An 18,683-nucleotide genomic window follows, 5' to 3' on the forward strand; every position below is an offset into this window, starting at 1 on the left:
CTACCTGCTCGAAGCGGCCGGAGCTGCGCGTGCCGCCGCGTTGTGCTAATGCTGCGGCGGTGTGAACCCGGCGAGTCGGCCGGGTGAGATGGGGGCGGTCAGTGCGATCCGTGCGCAGCAGGTTCGACGAGCTCGACGAGCACGCCGCCGGCGTCCTTGGGGTGGAGGAAGTTGATGCGGGAATCGGCGGTGCCGCGTCGCGGGGCGTCGTACAGCAGGCGCACGCCGCGCGCGCGGAGCTCGGCGGACACCGCATCGAGGTCGCTGACGCGGTAGGCGAGCTGCTGCAGGCCGGGCCCGCTGCGGTCGATGAACTTCGCGATCGTCGAGTTCTCGTTCAGCGGGGCGAGCAGCTGGATCGCGGTCGCGCCCTCCGGCGAGCCGGGAACCGACAGCATCGCCTCGCGCACGCCCTGCTCCTCGTTGACCTCCTCGTGGGTGGAGACGAGCCCGAGGTTCTCGGCGTACCAGGTGAGGGCGGCGTCCAGGTCGGGGACCGCGATGCCGACGTGGTCGATGGCGGTCACGAGGCCGGAGGTCAGCGCCGCGAGCGGAGTCGGAGTGGGGGAGGTCTCAGTCATGAATAAAGACGGTAGCGCTAACGTTAGATCAGTATGCGTCGGGATGGGCTTGCCGGCCTCGAGCCCGCGCGGAAGCCGTCACTCCCACCACCGGAGGAAATCCTCGTGACCAGTTCTGTCATCGTTGCCGGAGCCCGGACCCCGATGGGGCGTCTGCAGGGCGCCCTGAAGGACCTCTCCGGTTCGGACCTCGGCGGGGTCGCCATCGCCGGTGCCCTCGCCAAGGCCGGGGTGGCCCCGGAGCAGGTCGAGTACGTGATCATGGGTCAGGTGCTCACCGCCGGCGCCGGCCAGATCCCGGCCCGGCAGGCCGCCGTGGCCGCCGGCATCCCGATGGACGTGCCCGCCCTGACCGTGAACAAGGTGTGCCTGTCCGGCATCGACGCGATCGCGCTGGCCGACCAGCTCATCCGCGCCGGCGAGTTCGACATCGTCGTCGCCGGCGGCCAGGAGTCGATGAGCCAGGCCCCGCACCTGCTCGAGCACTCCCGGGCCGGGTTCAAATACGGCGATGCGACCCTGCGCGACCACATGGCCTTCGACGGGCTGCACGACATCTTCACCGACCAGGCCATGGGCAACCTCACCGAGGCCGCCAACACCGGCACCCGGTTCGTCTCCCGCGCCGAGCAGGACGCCGTCGCCGCCGCCAGCCACCAGCGGGCGGCCCGCGCGCAGAAGGACGGGCTGTTCGACGCGGAGATCGTGCCGGTGTCGATCCCGCAACGCCGCGGCGAGCCGGTCGTGGTCACCGCCGACGAGGGCATCCGCCCGGAGACCACCGCCGAGTCGCTGGCGGCGCTGCGGCCGGCGTTCGCGAAGGACGGCACCGTCACCGCCGGGTCGGCCTCGCAGATCTCCGACGGGGCGGCCGCGGTGGTGGTGATGAGCCGGGCCAGGGCCGAACAGTTGGGTCTGTCCTGGCTCGCCGAGATCGGCGCGCACGGGGTGGTCGCCGGCCCGGACTCGACGCTGCAGTCCCAGCCGGCCCGGGCGATCGCCAAGGCCTGCGCCCGGGAGGGCCTGGACCCGGCCGGGCTGGACCTGGTGGAGATCAACGAGGCGTTCGCCGCGGTCGGGATCGCCTCCGGCCGCGAGCTGGGGCTGGACCCGGCCCGGATCAACGTCAACGGCGGCGCCATCGCGCTGGGCCACCCGCTGGGGATGTCCGGGGCCCGGATCGTGCTGCACCTGGCGCTCGAACTGGCCCGCCGCGGCGGCGGTGTCGGGGCCGCGGCCCTGTGCGGCGGCGGCGGCCAGGGCGACGCCCTCATCGTCCGCGTCCCCAAGGCGTAGACCGCGTCCAATACTCTCGTCGCCGCCCCCGCGCACCGCGTGGGGGCGGTGACGTCTCTCACAGCAACGACAGCTCGTCGTAGCCGATCGGCACAATGGTGTGCATGGCGAACTTCTTCGATCTCAGCACCCCGGCCAAGCGGTTCCGCTTCGTCGCCGTCCTCGAGGCCTTCACCTGGGCCGGCCTGCTCGTCGGCATGGCGTTCAAGTACCTGCCCGAGAACGGCAACGAGATCGGGGTGAAGATCTTCGGCCCGCTGCACGGCGGCGTGTTCGTGGCCTTCGTCCTCGTCGCCCTCCTCACCGCGCGGGCGCTGAAGTGGAACCTGGTCACCACGGGCCTGGCCCTGATCTCGTCCGTCCCGCCGTTCGGCACGATCGTCTTCGAATGGTGGGCTGTGCGCACCGGCCGGCTCGCGGAACTGTCCGCGCAAGCGCGTCCGGTGGACGCGCCCGCACTCGCCTGACCTGCTGTCCCCTGTCGCGCGGAACGTGACAGACTGGACGGCGTGACTCGACCAGGTTCCCGTCCTGCAGCACGTTCCGCCGCGACCGCCGCGGCGATGTCCGGCGCGGTGGATCTCGCGCCCCTCAAGGAGCGGTCTACCGCGCCCCCACCTCCGTCGCAGCCCGGCTCCGGCACCGGCCCCCAGTCCGGTTTCACGCCCGTCGTCGACGTTACCGAGGCCACCTTCGAGGCCGAGGTGCTGCAGCGCTCGATGCAGGTCCCCGTCATCGTGGACCTGTGGGCCACCTGGTGTGGCCCGTGCAAGCAGCTCTCGCCCGTCCTCGAGAAGCTGGCCCACGAGGGCGGCGGCAGCTGGGTCCTCGCGAAGGTCGACGTGGACGCCAACCCGCGGATCGCGCAGGCGTTCGGTGTGCAGTCCGTGCCGACCGTCGTCGCGATCGCCGCCGGGCAGCCCCTCGCCGACTTCCAGGGCGTGCAGCCCGAACCGCAGCTTCGGCAATGGCTCGCCGCCATCCAGGACGCGGTCGCCGGAAAGCTGTCCGGCCCGCCCGGCGCCGAGCCCGTCGAGGAGCAGGAGGATCCGCGGTTCGTCGCCGCCGAGCAGGCCCTCGAGGCAGGGGACCTGGCCGGTGCCGAGGCGGCGTACGAGCTGATCCTGAACTCCGAGCCCGCCAATGCCGACGCTCTGGCCGCGCTGCGGCAGGTCCGGTTCCTCGCCCGCGCTCAGTCGGTGCCCGAGGACGCGATCGCCGCGGCCGACGCCGCCCCGGCCGACCTCGAGGCGCAACTCGTCGCGGCCGACGCCGAACTGTTCGCCCAGCAGCCCGAGGCCGCCTTCACCCGGCTGATCGGGTTCGTCGCCCGCAGCGCCGGCGACGAGAGGAACGCCGCCCGCACGCGGCTGCTGGAGCTGTTCGAGCTGTTCGATCCCGCCGAGCCGTTCGTCGTCACCGCGCGCCGCAAGCTGGCGTCGGCGCTGTACTGATCGGTTCCCGACCCGCGGTGGCGGTCCGGCTTCCCGGGCCGCCACCGCGCGTCGGTCAGTGGTAGCGGCCCGAGCAGGCGGCCTCGCCGCCGAGAACCCCGGTGCGGAACGCGTCCACCCGGGAGAATCCGCTCGGCACGGTGTTGCCGTTGACGTCGCTGGCGGCGAGGCCGTCGGTCAGCAGGCCGGAGACCGCCTCGTCCAGATCGCCCGGCGACAACCACACCATGTCCTCGGCCGGCTGGGCGCCGGTGCTGTCGGGGCTCAGTTCCGCGCTGATCACGCCGGCGAGGCAGGCAGCCCGCAGCGCCGTCTGGGGGTCGACGAGCGACTGGCCGGCCGCGTTCTGCACGGCCAGGGCGTACCGGGAGGCGAGCAGCACGTAGGCGGCGTAGTCGCCCCGTACGTCGGTCGTGATCCCCCCGGCGCCGGTCTGCAACGGGGTACCGCGGTCCGCCAGCTCGTCGACGTCCACCCCGATGGTGTTGGTGGCGGGACAGTACGACACCGGCGACGTGGCCTTCGCGTCCGGACAGCCGAGGTCGGCGCCGGACAGGTCGAGCTCCGGTTGCTCCGGCAGATCGAACACCCGGCGGAACGAGGCCATCAGCGCCTCCACCGACTCCTCGGTCACGGGAAGTTCGCCGTCGTCGGAACTGTCGAAGAACTGCGGCAGATCGGCGCGCCGGGACTCGATCTCGGCGGCGTCGATGCGGGTGCACGATCCCGCACCGTCGGTGAAGCCGATCTGGAACGCGGTGACCCGCTCGAATGCCGACCCGTGGATCGCGTCCGGGTCGTTGGGGTCGCTGTCGCGGAAGGAGACCATCGACGCCAGCACCGAGTTCAGCCCGTCCGAGGTGTTCAACCGGAAGTGCTCCGAGTTGCCGGCGGCGACGTGCCGCATGAAGGCGCCTGCGAAGCAGTCCGCCTGCTGCTCGAACACGATGCCCGGATCGTCCTCGGCGACCGTCCCGGCCTTGAACTGGACGGCGTGCCCGTACTCGTGGGCGAGCACCGTCACGGCCGCCATCGGGCCGAACGTCTCGATGAGCTGCGGCATCAGGTAGGTGCGGTCCCACCCGATGACGTCGTCGCGGTTGCAGTACGCGGCGTTGATGAACTCGAAGGTCGATTCGCCGCAGAACTTCGGGCCGCGCTCGTCGGGATCCCACGAGGCGATCGTGCCGACGGGCTCGAACGCGCCCCGGGCGATGCGCGGGAACTCCTCGTTCCAGTAGGCCTCGATGTCGGCGACCGCGTTGCCGGCGAGGACGTCGACGTCCCCGCCGTCCGAGTTCTCGATCGTCACCTGCGCGTCCGGGGCGGCGGGCCGCGGGCCGCTCGGGCCCGAGGACACCGGCAGGCCCGCCACCGAGAACGGGTTGTCGTAGATGGAGACGGCGGTGCCCTCGATGCGAGCGGCACATCCGGCGAGCACCATCACGGCCAGCGCCGGTACCGCGAGGCGGAACGGCAGCCGCGTCCGAGTCACCTGTTCTTCTCCTGTCGTCCGAGGACGGCGGTCACCGCTGCAACGTCAGCCAGATCGCACCGTAAGCAGGCAGCGTCACCTCCGCCGACGCCGGGCGCCCGTGCCAGGAGCGTGCCGTGGCCGTCACGGCGCCGAGGTTGCCGACGCCGTTGCCCTGGTAGGCCGTCGAATCCGTGTTGAGGATCTCCGACCACTGTCCTGTTTCGGGTAGTCCGACACGATAGTCCGAATGCGTCGATCCGGAGAAGTTGAACAGGCACGCCACGACGGAACCGTCGCTCCCGTGACGGAGAAAGCTCAGCACGTTGTTCGCCGAGTCGTTGGCGTCGATCCACGAGTACCCGCTCGGCGAGGTGTCCAGCGTCCACAGGGCGGGGTGCTCACGGTAGATCCGGTTGAGGTCGGCGACGAGCCGGTGCACGCCTTGGTGCAGCGGTCCGTTGTGCGGATCGTCGAGCTGCCACCAGTCCAGGCCCCGCTCCTCGGACCATTCCGCGGTCTGGCCGAACTCCTGCCCCATGAACAGCAGTTGCTTGCCGGGGTGGGCCCACATGTACGCGAGCAGGCCGCGCAGGCCGGCGGCCTGCGCGCGGTCGCCACCCGGCATCCGGGTCCAGAGCGTGCCCTTGCCGTGCACGACCTCGTCGTGGCTGACGGGCAGGACGAAGTTCTCACTCCAGGCGTACACCAGCGAGAAGGTGATCTCATGGTGGTGGTACGTGCGATGCACCGGGTCCCGGCCGATGTACCCGAGGGTGTCGTGCATCCAACCCATGTTCCATTTCATGGAGAACCCGAGCCCGCCCGCATGGGTGGGCCGGGTGACGCCGGGCCATGCCGTGGACTCCTCGGCGACGGTGACGACGCCGGGGTGGAGCTTGTGCACGGTGGCGTTCATCTCCTGCAGGAAGGCCACCGCCTCGAGGTTCTCCCGGCCGCCGTACACGTTGGGGGTCCAGCCGCCCTCGGGCCGCGAGTAGTCGAGGTACAGCATCGAGGCGACGGCGTCGACGCGCAGGCCGTCGATGTGGAACTCGTCGATCCAGTACAGCGCGTTGGCGACGAGGAAGTTGCGCACCTCCCGGCGGCCGAAGTCGAAGACGTAGGTGCCCCAGTCCAGCTGCTCGCCACGCCGGGGATCGGGGTGTTCGTAGAGGGCGCTGCCGTCGAAGCGGGCCAGGGCCCACTCGTCCTTCGGAAAGTGGGCGGGCACCCAGTCCACGATCACGCCGATGCCGGCGGCGTGCAACCGGTCGACGAACGCACGGAACTCGTCGGGCGTGCCGAAGCGGGCGGTGGGCGCGTAGTACGAGGTGACCTGGTATCCCCACGATCCGCCGAAGGGATGCTCGGCCACCGGCAGCAGCTCGACGTGGGTGAAGCCGGCCGCCGCGACGTACTCGGCGAGCTGGTCGGCCAGCTCCCGGTATCCGAGACCGGGACGCCACGAGCCGAGGTGCACCTCGTAGACGCTCATCGGCTCCTGCCACGGCCGGGAGTCGGCCCGGGCGGCGAGCCACGCGTCGTCGCCCCACACGTAGCTGCTGTGGTTGACCACGGAGGCCGTCGCCGGCGGCACCTCGGTGGCGAACGCCATCGGGTCGGCCTTGTCCTGGACCGAGCCGTCGCGGCCGTGGACCCGGAACTTGTACAGCGCACCCGGCTCCACGTCGGGCAGGAACAGTTCCCACACGCCGCTGGAGCCGAGCACCCGCATCGGCGCGAGCCGGCCGCTCCAGCCGTCGAAGTCGCCGACGACCGTGACGCCGCGCGCGCCGGGCGCCCACACCGCGAACGACGTGCCGCGGACCGTGCCGTCGGGCGTCTCGTACGAGCGCTGATGCGCCCCCAGGATCTCCCACAGCCGCTCGTGCCGGCCCTCGGCGAACAGGTGCAGGTCCAGCTCCCCGAGCGTGGGCAGGAACCGGTACGGGTCGGCGACGACGACGGTGTGCTCGAACGGGTAGGTCACCACGAGCCGGTAGTCCGACAGGTCGTGCACCGGGACGAGCGCGCTGAACACGTCGTGGCCGAGAGGCTCGAGTGGGTGATCGATGCCGCCGATGCGCGCCGCCACCTTCTCCGCGTGGGGACGCATGGCCCGGATGATCGTGCCTTCCGGATGCGGGTGGGCGCCGAGCACCGAGTGCGGATCGTGGTGCTCGCCGGCCGCCAGCCGGGCGAGGTCGTGCGGGTTGGGGGAGTGGCGTCGAGTCGGGGGCACTGTCACGAGTTGCTCCTGTAGGCGAGGGTGGTTCGCGTCGGTACACCGATCGGGGGCAGCGCCAGGATGTGCGCCACCGCGCGCCAGGGTTCGAGCCGGACGAAGTTGGCCTGGCCCCACGAGTACTGCGCGCCGGACACCTCGTCGAACACCGTGAGCTGGTCGTGCCATTCGTGGCCGAGCGCCGGCATGTCCAGCCAGACGGTGCCCTGCTCGGCGCCGAACGGGTTGAGGTTGATCACGGTGAGGACCGAATCCCCGGTCCGGGGATCGAATTTCGAATACGCGATGAGGGCGTCGTTGTCGATGTGGTGGAAGTGGATGTTGCGCAGCTGCTGCAGGGCCGGGTGGGCGCGCCGGATCCGGTTGAGCGTGGCGATCCACGGCTCGAGGGATTCGCCGCGGCGGCGGGCCTCGTCGAACCGTCGCGGACGCAGCTGGTACTTCTCCGAGTCGAGGTATTCCTCGCTGCCGGGTCGCAGCGGGACGTGTTCGTAGAGTTCGTAACCGGAGTACACCCCCCACGACGGGGCGAGCGTGGCCGCGAGGGCCGCGCGCAGAGCGAACATTCCGGGTCCGCCGTGTTGCAGCGACTCGTGCAGGATGTCGGGCGTGTTGACGAACAGGTTCGGGCGCGCCTCGTCCGCCTTCGCCGCGATCTCCTGTCCAAATTCGGTCAGCTCCCACTTCGCCACGCGCCAGGTGAAGTACGTGTAGGACTGCGTGAACCCGCGTCGGGCGAGGCCGTACATGCGGGCGGGACGGGTGAAGGCCTCGGACAGGAACAGCACGTCGGGATCGGTGCGCTTGACCTCGGCGATCAGCCACTCCCAGAAGTTCGGCGGCTTGGTGTGCGGGTTGTCGACCCGGAAGATCTTGACGCCGAAGCTGATCCAGTGCCGCACCACGCGCAGCACCTCGGCGTAGATGCCGTCCGGATCGTTGTCGAAGTTGACCGGATAGATGTCCTGGTACTTCTTGGGCGGGTTCTCGGCGTAGGCGATCGTGCCGTCCGGCAGGACCGTGAACCACTCGGGATGCTCCTTCGCCCACGGGTGGTCCGGGGCGCACTGCAGCGCCAGATCGAGGGCCACTTCGAGGTCGAGTTCGCGCGCCCGGGCGACGAAGGCGCGGAAGTCGTCCTCCGTGCCGAGCTGCGGGTGGATCGCGTCGTGGCCGCCCTCGTCGGAGCCGATGGCCCAGGGGGAGCCCACGTCGTCCGGGCCGGCGGTGAGGGTGTTGTTCGGTCCCTTGCGGTTGACCTTGCCGATCGGGTGGATGGGCGGCAGGTACACCACGTCGAAGCCCATCGCGGCGACCCGCGGCAGTTCCTCCGCGGCGGTGGCGAAGGTGCCGTGCCGTGGCGTGCCGTCCTCGTTCCACCCGCCCGTCGAACGGGGGAAGAACTCGTACCAGGAACCGAACAGGGCCCGTTCCCGATCGACCACGGCGGTGTACGCCTTCCCGCGGGTGATCAGCTCGCGCAGGGGATTGGCCCGCAGGATCTCGGTGATGTCGGCGGCGAAGGCAGGGGCGATCCGGTCGGCGAGCGGCCGCTCCGAACGCAGCGCCGCGGCCACGGCGAGCAGGGCCGGCCGGTTGGGGCGCGGCGCGGTCTTCGCGGCCTTCTCGAACAGGCGGGCGCCGATCTCGATGTCGTTCGCCAGGTCCTCCGGACCCTGGCCGGCGTCGACCTTCGCGTCCACCGCGTGCCGCCACGTGCTCACCGGATCGCTCCAGGCCTCCACCCGGTACGTCCACAGTCCCGGACTGGTGGGGGTGAACGCGGCGTGGAAGGTGTCGGGCACCTCGCCGGGAACCATCGGGATCCGGATCAGCTTCCCTTCGCTCTCCGGGTCCGATCCCGGCCCGCGCACGGCCAGGGTGGCGGCGACGGCGTCGTGGCCTTCTCGCCACACGACTGCCGACACGGGAACCACCTCCCCGACAACGGCCTTGACCGGATGTCGCCCTCCCGAGATGTCGGGACGGACATCGTCGATGCCGAGGCGGCCTGTCGCGCTGGCTCCGATTCGACCTGTCACGCTCGCTCCGTTCCGTCTGTCATGCCGGCTCCGTTTCCCTCGCACGGACTGCTGACGAGCCTTCGGATGCGGCCCGTCCCCAACCGTAGTGGAGGTACGCACCGCCGTCCCCTCATGCGACGCGCAATGTCGTCGACGCCCCGCAATAGCCGTTACCCGGGGTCGACGCGCCGGAACGAGCGAGCCCCGCGGCGCCGTGCGCCGCGGGGCTCGCGCGTCCGCTCGCCGGGAACGTGGCCCGGCCGCCGGACGGCCGCCGCATTTGCCGGTCTTCCCGGCCGGCCGAATGTCGGTAGTCTTCCCGGGGTGAGAGCCTTGCGTCGGTTCACCGTACGAGCCCACCTTCCCCAGCGGCTGGCCGGACTGGGCCCGCTCGCCGTCAACCTGCGCTGGTCGTGGCACACGCCCACGCAGGACCTGTTCGCCTCGATCGACTCCGCGCTGTGGCGTCGCGTCGAGCACGACCCGGTGCGGATGCTCGGCGAGGTGCCGCCGGCCCGTCTCGACGCGCTCGCCGCCGACGAGGAGTTCCTCGCGCGGCTCGACGCCGAGTCGGCCGACCTCGACGACTACCTCGCGAGGCCGCGCTGGTACCAGCACCAGCAGCAGGAGGGCACCGGGCTGCCGTCCGGCATCGCCTACTTCTCCATGGAGTTCGGCGTTTCCGAGGTTCTGCCGAACTACTCCGGCGGACTCGGCATCCTGGCCGGCGATCACCTCAAGGCGGCCTCGGACCTCGGCCTGCCGCTCATCGGTGTCGGCCTGCTCTACCGCTCCGGCTACTTCCGTCAGTCCCTGACCGCCGACGGATGGCAGAGCGAGCACTACCCGAACTACGACCCGCAGGGCCTGCCGCTGCGGCTGCTGACCGAGGCCGACGGCACCCCTGCCCTGATCCAGGTCGCCATGCCCGGCAATCGCACCCTCACCGCCCGGGTGTGGATCGCCCAGGTGGGCCGCGTCCCGTTGCTGCTGCTCGACTCGGACATCGCCGAGAACGACGAGGAACTGCGCGGGGTCACCGACCGCCTCTACGGCGGCGACCAGGACCATCGCATCAAGCAGGAGATCCTGGCCGGGGTCGGCGGGGTGCGCGCCGTCCGCGCCTACACCCGGATCGCGGGACTGCGCGATCCCGAGGTGTTCCACATGAACGAGGGACACGCCGGGTTCCTGGGCGCCGAACGCATCCGCGAACTGGTCACGGGCGCCGGTCTGGACTTCGACGAGGCGCTCGCCGCCGTGCGCGCCGGCACCGTCTTCACCACCCACACCCCGGTTCCCGCGGGCATCGACCGGTTCCCGGCGGAACTCGTCCGGCACTACTTCTCCGGACCGAACGGCGAGAACGAGTCGGCGCTGCTGCCCGGCCTGGGGGTGGACCGCGTCCTTTCCCTCGGCCGGGAATCGGACCCCCGTGTGTTCAACATGGCCCACCTGGGTCTGCGGCTCGGCCAGCGCAGCAACGGCGTGTCGAAGCTGCACGGCCGGGTCAGCCGCGAGATGTTCGTGGGCCTGTGGCCCGGCTTCGACGCCGGCGAGGTGCCGATCGGGTCGGTCACCAACGGCGTGCACGCCCATACCTGGGCCGCCCGCGAGTGGCTCGAGTTCGCCAACCGTCTCGCCGGTCCCGACCGGGTCGAGGAGGCCCAAGGCTGGGAACTGCTGCAGACGGTCGAACCGCGCGAGCTGTGGGCCACCCGCAACACGTTGCGTGCGCAGCTGGTGGAGGAGATCCGTCGGCGGCTGCGCCGGTCCTGGCTCCAGCGCGGCGCCACCGAGGCCGAACTCGGCTGGGTGGACGGGGTCTTCGATCCGCACGTGCTCACCGTCGGCTTCGCCCGCCGGGTGCCGACCTACAAGCGGCTCACCCTGATGCTGCGCGACCCGGAACGACTGCGGGCCCTGCTGCTCGACGAGGAGCGCCCAGTGCAGCTGGTCGTCGCCGGCAAGAGCCACCCGGCCGACGACGGCGGCAAGGCACTGATCCAGCAGGTGGTGCGGTTCGCCGATGCCGCCGACGTGCGGCACCGCATCGTTTTCCTGCCGGACTACGACATGTCCATGGCCCGGTACCTCTACTGGGGCTGCGACGTGTGGCTGAACAACCCGCTGCGCCCGCTCGAGGCGTGCGGCACCTCCGGGATGAAGTCGGCCCTCAACGGCGGGCTCAACCTCTCCATCCGCGACGGCTGGTGGGACGAGATGTACGACGGCGAGAACGGCTGGGCCATCCCCACCGCCGACGGTGTGATTGACGAGCACCGCCGCGACGACCTCGAGGCCAGCGCCCTGTACGAGCTGCTCGAGCGCTCGGTCCTGCCGCGGTTCTACGACCGGGACGGCAGCGGTGTGCCCACCCGCTGGATCGAGATGGTGCGGCACACGCTCCAGAACCTCGGTCCGAAGGTGCTCGCCTCCCGCATGGTCCGGGACTACACCGTGCAGTACTACGCGCCGGCGGCCGCGGCCGCGCGCGATGCGGTCGCCGACGGGTTCGCCGGAGCGCGCGAGCTCGCCCACTACCGGCGTCGCGTCGAGGCGGCATGGCCGGCCGTGCGGGTGGCCCAGGTCGACAGCGCCGGACTGCCGGACATCCCGGAGATCGGCTCCAAACTGGCCCTGACCGCCCACGTGTACCTCGACGGTCTCCGGGTGACCGACGTGGTCGTTCAGGCCGTCGTCGGCCGGGTCGGGGTCGACGACACCCTGTCCGACGTGGTGACGGTGCCGATGCGGCACACCGGCACGGACCCGCTGGGCGAGGTCTTCGAGGTCGAGGTCGCGCTGCCGATGGCCGGGTCGGTCGGCTACACGGTGCGGGTGCTGCCGCACCACGAGCTGCTCGCGTCGGACGCCGAACTCGGCAAGGTCGTGCTCGCCTAGCTAGCTCTCCGCGCCGGGCCCGCGGCCGCTCGCGTCGAGCAGGACGCGCGCGGCGTCGCGGGCCTGCCGCGCGACGGCGGGAGAACCGGAGATCGCCGCCGTCGCCATCGCCCCGTTGGCCAGGATCGCCAGCTGGTCGCCCAGTGCCGGGGGGCTGCCCGCGTCCGCCACGAGTCCGCGCAGGTAGCGCCGGAACGCGTCCTTGTGCGTGCGGGCGATCTCGGCGACGTCACCGGAGATTCCGCCGAGTTCGCCGAACGTGTTGATGAAGGTGCAGCCGCGGAAGTCGCTGCAGGCGAACCATTCCTCGAGAAAGTCGAACACCGCGAGAACCCGCTCGCGCGGATCGGTGCGGGCATCGACATACCGGCGCAGATCCGTCAGCACGGTGTGATCGCGCCGGGTCAGAACGGCCTCCACGAGCCGGTCCTTGGCGGGGTAGAGCTGATAGAGCCGCTTGAGCGACACCCCGGAGCGGGCCCGGATCGTGTCCATTCCGACGGCCTGGATGCCGTGCTCGTTGAACAGTTCCTCGGCGGCGTCGAGCAGCCGGGTCTGCGCGGTGTCCGCGTCCATCGGGCCCCTCCCTCTTGCATCGAGAACCATCGTTCTCTACGCTACACCACGTACCGGAGAACGCTCGTTCTCCGACCGATCCGAGGAGGACTCATGTCCGCTTCCACTGTCCGCCACCGCACCGAGACCATCGACGGGCTCGACGTCTCCTACCGCGAGGCCGGGGACCCGGGTGCGCCGGCTCTCGTTCTGCTGCACGGCTTCCCGTCCAGCTCGCACATGTTCCGCCACCTGCTCGGCGAGCTCGCCGACCAGTACCACCTCGTCGCCCCCGACCACATCGGCTTCGGGCGATCGGCGATGCCCGCCGTCGACGAGTTCGACTACAGCTTCGACCGTCTCGCGCAGATCACCGATGCGCTGCTCGACCGGATCGGGCTGACGCGCTTCGCCCTCTACCTCCACGACTACGGCGCCCCGATCGGCCTGCGGATCGCGGCCGGGAACCCCGAGCGCGTCACCGCGCTGATCACCCAGAGCGGCAACGCCTACCGCGAAGGGTTCACCCCGTTCTGGGAGGTCCTCTTCGCCCACGCACACGACCGCGCCGCCCACGAATCCGCCGTCCGTGCCCTCCTCGAGCCCGAGGCGACCCGGTGGCAGTACGTCCACGGTGTCCCCGAGGACCGGCTCGAGCGGATCGCCCCGGAAGCCTGGCTGCTCGACCAACTGGGCCTCGATCGGCCCGGCAACAAGGAGATCCAGCTCCAGTTGTTCTGGGACTACCAGTTCAACCTCGACGCGTACCCGGCATTCCAGGAGTACTTCCGCGCCTGGCGGCCGCCGACCCTGGTGGCGTGGGGCCGCGGCGACGAGATCTTCGGTCCCGCCGGTGCGGAAGCATTCGCCCGCGACCTCCCCGACGCGGAGATTCACCTGCTCGACGCAGGCCACTTCGCCCTCGAGACCCACGGGCCGGAGATCGCGGACCTCGTCCGTGGATTCCTGGGCCGCACTCTGAACCCGGCCGCGCTCTGAGCCCGGCCGCACACTCCGAGACCGAAGGAGAGTAATCGGATGCCACCGCTTCTCGGTGATGCACCGGACGGGTCCCGCCGTGCCCTGGCCGCCGCCCTCGCCCCGGGGGCCGTCGCGCTCGGCGCGGCCGGCGCGCTCGCCGCCCTCGAGAACCTCGCCCACTGGGCGGTGTTCGGGTTGCCGTACGTCGCGTCCGCAGCCCTCATCGCCCTCGCACCCGGCACCCCGGCCGCCCGGCCCGGAGCGATCGTGCGGGCCTACCCTGCGGCCGCGGCCGCGGCGCTCGTCGTCGCGGCCGTCGCCGGTCCGTCGCAGGCAGGAGCCGCCGTCGCAGCGGGACTTGCGGTCGTCGCCATGGCGCTGCTGCGGGCGCCGCATGTGCCCGCCGCGGTGTGTGCCGGGGCGATCGGGCTCACGGACCCGGGGATCGGCTACGTGGGAACCACGCTGGTGCCGGCGCTCCTCGTCGTCCTCGGCGTCGCGACCGTCGCCGGGCGGGTGCTGCCCGGATTCGTCTATCCGGCGCGGGTCGCCCGTGCCGGCTGACCGGGACGGTCGCCCGTCGCTGTGCGCACGCCCTCGCTTCGAGGTATAGGACCGCGGGGCGGTGGGTATACACCCGATGCGTCCGACCGAGGACGCATCGGAAATCGAGGAGGAGGATGCACTCGCGACACGCCTCTCAGGCGTTCACATCGACCGGGTTGTTCTACCGCGGGGTCCGCGCCGAGCCGAGCCAGGTGACGATGCTCCGGCAGGCCCTGGACCGATGGCTGGACCGCCTCCACCTCGAGGTCGAACTCGGGCAGGATGTGCTGCTGGCCAGCTACGAAGCGCTGGCCAATGCCGTCGAGCACGCGTATCCCGACGGGTACGGGGATCGTGTCGGCGCGGTCGACCTGGAGGCCGTCTATCGACCGGGGGAACGTTCCGTCGAAGTGATCGTCACCGATCACGGCCGCTGGCGCACCCCGGAGGATCCGTCCGGCGACAGCTGCCGTGGCCACGGGCTCGCGCTGATCCGGACCCTGACGTCCCACACGGATGTCGTCACCGTCCCCGACGGCACTTCGGTCTCGATGAAGTGGGACGTCTCGACCTCGCCCGCGCTCGTCGCGGCGCCGTGACCCCGTAGTGACGCATCAGCCGTGACCCGGCAGTGACGCATCAGCCGTGACCCGGCAGTGACACATCAGCCGTGAACCGGCAGTGACACATCAGCCGTGACCCGGCAGTGACGGACCACCGGCTTCCGGAAGCGCCCCCCTGCGGCGCTGTCCGGAAGCCGGTGGTCCGGTCGGAGACCACCGACGCCGGGAGAACGTCGGTGGTCAGCTCCTGCGGCCGCGCCGGCTCGACGCCCATCCGGGGCGCCGGGGCGAGGCCGCGGTGGCCCTGCGATCGTCGCCGGTCACAGTGCTCCCGTGGTCGTCCGCAAACATCGCGTCGATACGAGCCTTGATCTCGGCCGTGCTCATCGCCGAACCCGGGACGGTGCTCGGGTCGGCGACGTGATTGAGGTGGTTCATCGGTTCCTTGCTCGGGTGGGCCCGGGCGGGCCGTCGGAGTCGGTGGTGGGCGAGGTCAGGAGCGGATCATCACCGCTGCGACCGCGACCGTCGCCACCGTGAGAAGGGCGGCCAGCACGCCGAGGGTGAGGGATCGGCTGATCGCGACGGCCAGCCCGCACGAGAGGGTGCCGGCACCGACGATGATGGACGGTACCGAGAGCAGCGGCGAGTTGTCGCTGTGGGGAGCCGGATGGGCGAGGTGAGCCATGGGTGTTCCTTCTTCGCGGATCGTGTCCGGGAGGTACACCTGCTCGGAGCGACGGGCAACCGGGCCTCGAGCGGTGTTCTCCCGAAAACCTGTCCACACGATTCGTGGAGAGTGAGAGAGGAGCACCGGGGGTCGGGGCGGCTCCGATTCGGGCGTCGCCGGGATCTGGGGCGGACGCTCTGTGTACCAGGATATGTGATGTGACGCGTGCGACGCCACCCAAGAACTGTGATGTGTGTCACTATCGAGGGTGTTGCCGACCGGAGGGGGCGCGCCGGTGTTCGACCAGGACGAGTTCATGGCGGTGCTGTCGCGGTTCGCGCGCCTGCTGCCCACCCCCTACGACGTCGGCGCAGCGCTCGACGAGCTCGTCGACGGCGTGACCGCCGTTCTGGGTCTCCTCGGGTGCGGCGTGAGCCTGCAGTGCGAGGGCCGGCTGCAGTTCGTCACCGCGGCCGCCGAGGTGGTGGGGGAGATGGAACGCTGCCAGGAGGAGGCCGGGGTGGGGCCGTGCCAGTACGCGTTCGATCGTGGCGAGCCCATCGCGGTCGCCGACGTGCGGACACGATCAGACCTGTGGCCGGACTACGCGAGAAGGCCCGCGAGCACGGGATCGCGGCGGTGGCCGGCATACCGATGCAGCTCGCGGACGAGAAGATCGGCGCTCTCGACCTGTACGCGTGCGAATCGCGCGAATGGGCGGATCGTGAGATCGCGGCGGCGCAGATCTTCGCAGACATGGCCACCGGCTACATCGTCAACTCCAACAAGCTGCGGCAGCACGAGCAGCTGAACGCGCAACTGCAGACGGCGCTCGATTCGCGCATCGTCATCGAACAGGCGAAGGGCATCATCGCCCACGCCCGGAGCACCACCCCCGACGAGGCGTTCCGGCTCATCCGCGGCCACGCCCGCAGCAACCAGGCACCCGTGCGGTCGGTTGCCAAGGCGATCGTCGAGGTGGGCCTGCGCGTCTGATCACCGGTGCCGCGGCGGCCGCGGTTCTCACACCGGTCGGACGTTCTCCGCCTGAGGTCCCTTCACACCCAGTCCGATCTCGAACTCGACGCGCTGACCCTCTGTCAGCGAGCGGAAGCCCGTCCCCGCGATCTCCGAGTAGTGGACGAAGATGTCGGGCCCGCCGCCCTCCTCCGCGATGAAGCCGAACCCCTTCTCCTCGTCGAACCACTTCACAACGCCCTGTGGCATATCCGAAAAGCCCCCTGTCCCTGCGACCCTCGACTCCGGCGCCTGCGCCGCCTTCGATGCTGCCGCGAAACGGCCGGAAATTCCGGGAAAGTCGTGAACGTTTCGGGATCGGACGCGTCGCGGCCCGGTCAGCCCCGCAGACGGACGAGCGCCTTGCGCACCACCCGCGGATCGGCTGTCTCCCAGAACGGGGGCAGCGACGCGCGCAGATACCCGCCGTACCGTGCGGTCGCCAGGCGGGGATCGAGCACCGCCACGACACCCCGATCGTCCGTGCTGCGCAACAACCGGCCCACGCCCTGCGCGAGCAGCAGCGCGGCGTGGGTGGCCGCCACCGACAGGAAGCCGTTGCCCCCGCGCGCCTCCACCGCCCGCTGCCGCGCCACCAGCAGCGGGTCGTCCGGTCGCGGGAACGGGATCCGGTCCAGGATCACCAGCGACAGCGACGGTCCCGGCACGTCCACGCCCTGCCACAGCGACAGGGTCCCGAACAACGACGTCGGTTCGTCGGCCGCGAACTTCTCCACCAGGGCGCCGGTCGCGTCCTCGCCCTGGCACAGGACCGGCGTGTCCAGGCGCTCCCGCATCGCCTCCGCCGCCGCCTTCGCGGCGCGCATCGACGAGAAGAGCCCGAGCGTGCGGCCGCCGGCGGCCTCGACCAGCTCCGCGATCTCGTCCAGGTACGCGGGGGAGAGCCCGTCGCGGCCGGGGGCCGGCAGGTGCTTGGCGACGTACAGGATGCCGGAGCGGGCGTGATCGAACGGCGATCCCACGTCCAGGGAATTCCACCGCAGGTCCCCGTCGTCGGACGGTGGTTCCGTCCCCGACGCCGCGCCGGTGTCGCTGCGGGCCGGCGACTGCGGCGGCAGCCCCCAGTTGACGGCGAGCGCGTCGAACGAGCCACCCACCGTCAACGTCGCCGAGGTCAGGACGACCGTCGACGCGGCGAACAGCCGGGACCGCAGCAGTCCGCCGACGGACAGCGGCGCCATCCGCACCGTGTGGCGGGTGTTGCCGCGGAACTCGTCGGCGGCGTGCCAGACGACGTCCCGGCGGGCAGCGGGATCCGTCTCCTCGAAGGCGGTCAGCACGCGAACCGCGCAGTCGTGCACCTCGTCGACGTCCGCCAGCGCCTGGTTGCGGGCCGCGGCGGCCTCGGCGTCGAGCCCCGGCTTGGGTGGTCCGATCGCCGTGCGCACGGCCCACGCCGCGTCGCGGATCGCGGCCAGCGCCGCGCCCGCGCCCTCGGGCAACTCGTCCCACCGCCCCGGCGGCAGCTCCTCGAGCAGCGCCTCCCAGTTCTCGGCGGCCCCCTCGAGCCGGTCGACGTCCTCGTCCTCGATCAGCTTCACGCAGCGCCGCGCCGCGGCCGAGACGGTGCCGCCGGACAGCTCCGCCGTCGCCACCCCGGTGACGCGGTCCACGAGTTCGTGCGCCTCGTCGACCACCACCACGTCGTGCTCGGGCAGGATCGAGATGCCGCTGATCGCGTCGATCGCCAGCAGCGCGTGGTTGGTGACGACCACGTCGACCTGCCCGGCCTCGGCGCGGGCGATCTCCGCGAAACAGTCCTCGCCGACCGGGCACCGCGACTTGCCCAGGCACTCGCGGGCGGTGACACTCACCTGACGCCACGCCTGATCCGACACGCCGGGGACGAGGTCGTCGCGGTCGCCGGTGCCGGTGGCCGACGACCACTCCGTGATCCGACGCACCTCCCGGCCGATCCGCGACAGGGCGAACGCGTCGAACAACTGGTCGTCCGCAGGCGGCTCCTCGGCCAGACCGGTGTGGATCTTGTTCAGGCACAGATAGTTCCCGCGGCCCTTGAGGATCGCGAAGCGGGGGCGCCGGCCCAGCGCCGACTCCAGCGCGCCGGCCAGCCGCGGCAGGTCCCGGTCCACCAGCTGACGCTGCAGCGCGATCGTCGCGGTGGAGACCACCACCGTCCGGCCCGTCTGCACCGCATACCGCACGGCCGGCACGAGGTAGGCCAGCGACTTGCCGGTGCCGGTACCGGCCTGGACCGCGAGGTGCTCGCCGGTGTCCAGCGAATGCGCCACCGCCGAGGCCATGGTCAGCTGGTTGCGCCGTTCCTTGCCGCCCAGCGCGTGCACCGCGGTGCGCAGCAGTTCCGGCACATTCGGGAGTTCGGGCACC

17 protein-coding genes are annotated in these 18,683 nt (G+C 71.2%); 8 read left to right on the forward strand and 9 right to left on the reverse strand.

Annotated elements, in window-relative coordinates:
* Window positions 1-98: 98 nt before the first annotated feature.
* Window positions 99-581, reverse strand: coding sequence for a methylmalonyl-CoA epimerase (mce, locus tag HFP48_RS10900; protein WP_029542955.1), 483 nt, complete (start codon window positions 579-581; stop codon window positions 99-101).
* Between the two features lie 105 nt (window positions 582-686).
* Between mce and HFP48_RS10905 the strand changes: the two genes are divergently transcribed.
* The 3 genes from HFP48_RS10905 to HFP48_RS10915 all read left to right on the forward strand — a co-directional run bounded on the left by HFP48_RS10905 (window position 687) and on the right by HFP48_RS10915 (window position 3,331).
* Window positions 687-1,877, forward strand: coding sequence for an acetyl-CoA C-acetyltransferase (locus tag HFP48_RS10905; protein ID WP_065923028.1), 1,191 nt, complete (start codon window positions 687-689; stop codon window positions 1,875-1,877).
* A 95-nt stretch (window positions 1,878-1,972) separates the two neighbouring features.
* Window positions 1,973-2,344: a DUF3817 domain-containing protein gene (locus HFP48_RS10910; protein ID WP_006938400.1), complete on the forward strand. Its 372-nt coding sequence runs from the start codon at window positions 1,973-1,975 to the stop codon at window positions 2,342-2,344.
* Window positions 2,345-2,440: 96 nt separating this feature from the next.
* A complete protein-coding gene (locus HFP48_RS10915) occupies window positions 2,441-3,331 on the forward strand; it encodes a tetratricopeptide repeat protein (RefSeq protein WP_029542958.1) in 891 nt (296 codons plus the stop codon).
* Window positions 3,332-3,386: 55 nt separating this feature from the next.
* Here HFP48_RS10915 and HFP48_RS10920 read toward each other — a convergent pair whose 3' ends face one another.
* The 3 genes from HFP48_RS10920 to HFP48_RS10930 are packed head-to-tail and all read right to left on the reverse strand — an operon-like array spanning window position 3,387 to window position 9,095.
* Window positions 3,387-4,826 (reverse strand): metallopeptidase, encoded by a 1,440-nt coding sequence (locus HFP48_RS10920; RefSeq protein WP_050035018.1) that lies wholly within the window; start codon window positions 4,824-4,826, stop codon window positions 3,387-3,389.
* Window positions 4,827-4,857: 31 nt separating this feature from the next.
* Window positions 4,858-7,056: a 1,4-alpha-glucan branching protein GlgB gene (gene glgB, locus HFP48_RS10925; RefSeq protein ID WP_168579497.1), complete on the reverse strand. Its 2,199-nt coding sequence runs from the start codon at window positions 7,054-7,056 to the stop codon at window positions 4,858-4,860.
* A complete protein-coding gene (locus tag HFP48_RS10930) occupies window positions 7,053-9,095 on the reverse strand; it encodes an alpha-1,4-glucan--maltose-1-phosphate maltosyltransferase (RefSeq protein ID WP_168579498.1) in 2,043 nt (680 codons plus the stop codon). Before HFP48_RS10930 ends, glgB begins: the two co-directional genes overlap by 4 nt.
* 306 nt (window positions 9,096-9,401) lie before the next feature.
* On the opposite strand from HFP48_RS10930, the gene glgP reads away from it, so the two are divergent.
* Window positions 9,402-11,981 (forward strand): alpha-glucan family phosphorylase, encoded by a 2,580-nt coding sequence (gene glgP / locus HFP48_RS10935; protein ID WP_168579499.1) that lies wholly within the window; start codon window positions 9,402-9,404, stop codon window positions 11,979-11,981.
* Here glgP and HFP48_RS10940 read toward each other — a convergent pair whose 3' ends face one another.
* Window positions 11,982-12,557, reverse strand: coding sequence for a TetR/AcrR family transcriptional regulator (locus HFP48_RS10940; RefSeq protein WP_006938382.1), 576 nt, complete (start codon window positions 12,555-12,557; stop codon window positions 11,982-11,984).
* Window positions 12,558-12,650: 93 nt separating this feature from the next.
* On the opposite strand from HFP48_RS10940, the gene HFP48_RS10945 reads away from it, so the two are divergent.
* The 3 genes from HFP48_RS10945 (at window position 12,651) to HFP48_RS10955 (ending at window position 14,662) form a co-directional block, all read left to right on the forward strand.
* A complete protein-coding gene (locus HFP48_RS10945; protein WP_168579500.1) occupies window positions 12,651-13,535 on the forward strand; it encodes an alpha/beta hydrolase in 885 nt (294 codons plus the stop codon).
* A gap of 39 nt (window positions 13,536-13,574) precedes the next feature.
* Window positions 13,575-14,081: an HPP family protein gene (locus tag HFP48_RS10950; protein WP_006938378.1), complete on the forward strand. Its 507-nt coding sequence runs from the start codon at window positions 13,575-13,577 to the stop codon at window positions 14,079-14,081.
* 116 nt (window positions 14,082-14,197) lie between these two features.
* Entirely contained in the window at window positions 14,198-14,662 is a 465-nt protein-coding gene (locus HFP48_RS10955) for an ATP-binding protein (RefSeq protein ID WP_029542966.1), read from the forward strand.
* Window positions 14,663-14,866: 204 nt separating this feature from the next.
* Here the strand turns inward: HFP48_RS10955 and HFP48_RS10960 are convergent, their stop codons facing one another.
* Both HFP48_RS10960 and HFP48_RS10965 read right to left on the reverse strand, forming a co-directional pair.
* The gene (locus HFP48_RS10960) at window positions 14,867-15,064 is read right to left on the reverse strand and encodes a hypothetical protein (protein WP_006947393.1); all 198 of its coding nucleotides are present in this window, start codon (window positions 15,062-15,064) and stop codon (window positions 14,867-14,869) included.
* 55 nt (window positions 15,065-15,119) lie between these two features.
* The gene (locus HFP48_RS10965; RefSeq protein ID WP_206530813.1) at window positions 15,120-15,314 is read right to left on the reverse strand and encodes a hypothetical protein; all 195 of its coding nucleotides are present in this window, start codon (window positions 15,312-15,314) and stop codon (window positions 15,120-15,122) included.
* A gap of 576 nt (window positions 15,315-15,890) precedes the next feature.
* Here HFP48_RS10965 and HFP48_RS31555 point away from each other — a divergent pair.
* Window positions 15,891-16,292, forward strand: a complete 402-nt coding sequence (locus HFP48_RS31555; protein ID WP_246872544.1) for a GAF and ANTAR domain-containing protein — start codon at window positions 15,891-15,893, stop codon at window positions 16,290-16,292.
* Window positions 16,293-16,319: 27 nt separating this feature from the next.
* Here HFP48_RS31555 and HFP48_RS10975 read toward each other — a convergent pair whose 3' ends face one another.
* Together HFP48_RS10975 and HFP48_RS10980 are read right to left on the reverse strand one after the other, a co-directional pair.
* A complete protein-coding gene (locus tag HFP48_RS10975; protein WP_029542972.1) occupies window positions 16,320-16,523 on the reverse strand; it encodes a cold shock domain-containing protein in 204 nt (67 codons plus the stop codon).
* Window positions 16,524-16,651: 128 nt separating this feature from the next.
* Window positions 16,652-18,682 (reverse strand): ATP-dependent DNA helicase, encoded by a 2,031-nt coding sequence (locus HFP48_RS10980; RefSeq protein WP_168579501.1) that lies wholly within the window; start codon window positions 18,680-18,682, stop codon window positions 16,652-16,654.
* Window position 18,683 lies beyond the last annotated feature (1 nt).

The organism is Rhodococcus sp. DMU1, assembly GCF_012272955.1.
Lineage (GTDB): Bacteria > Actinomycetota > Actinomycetes > Mycobacteriales > Mycobacteriaceae > Rhodococcus > Rhodococcus aetherivorans.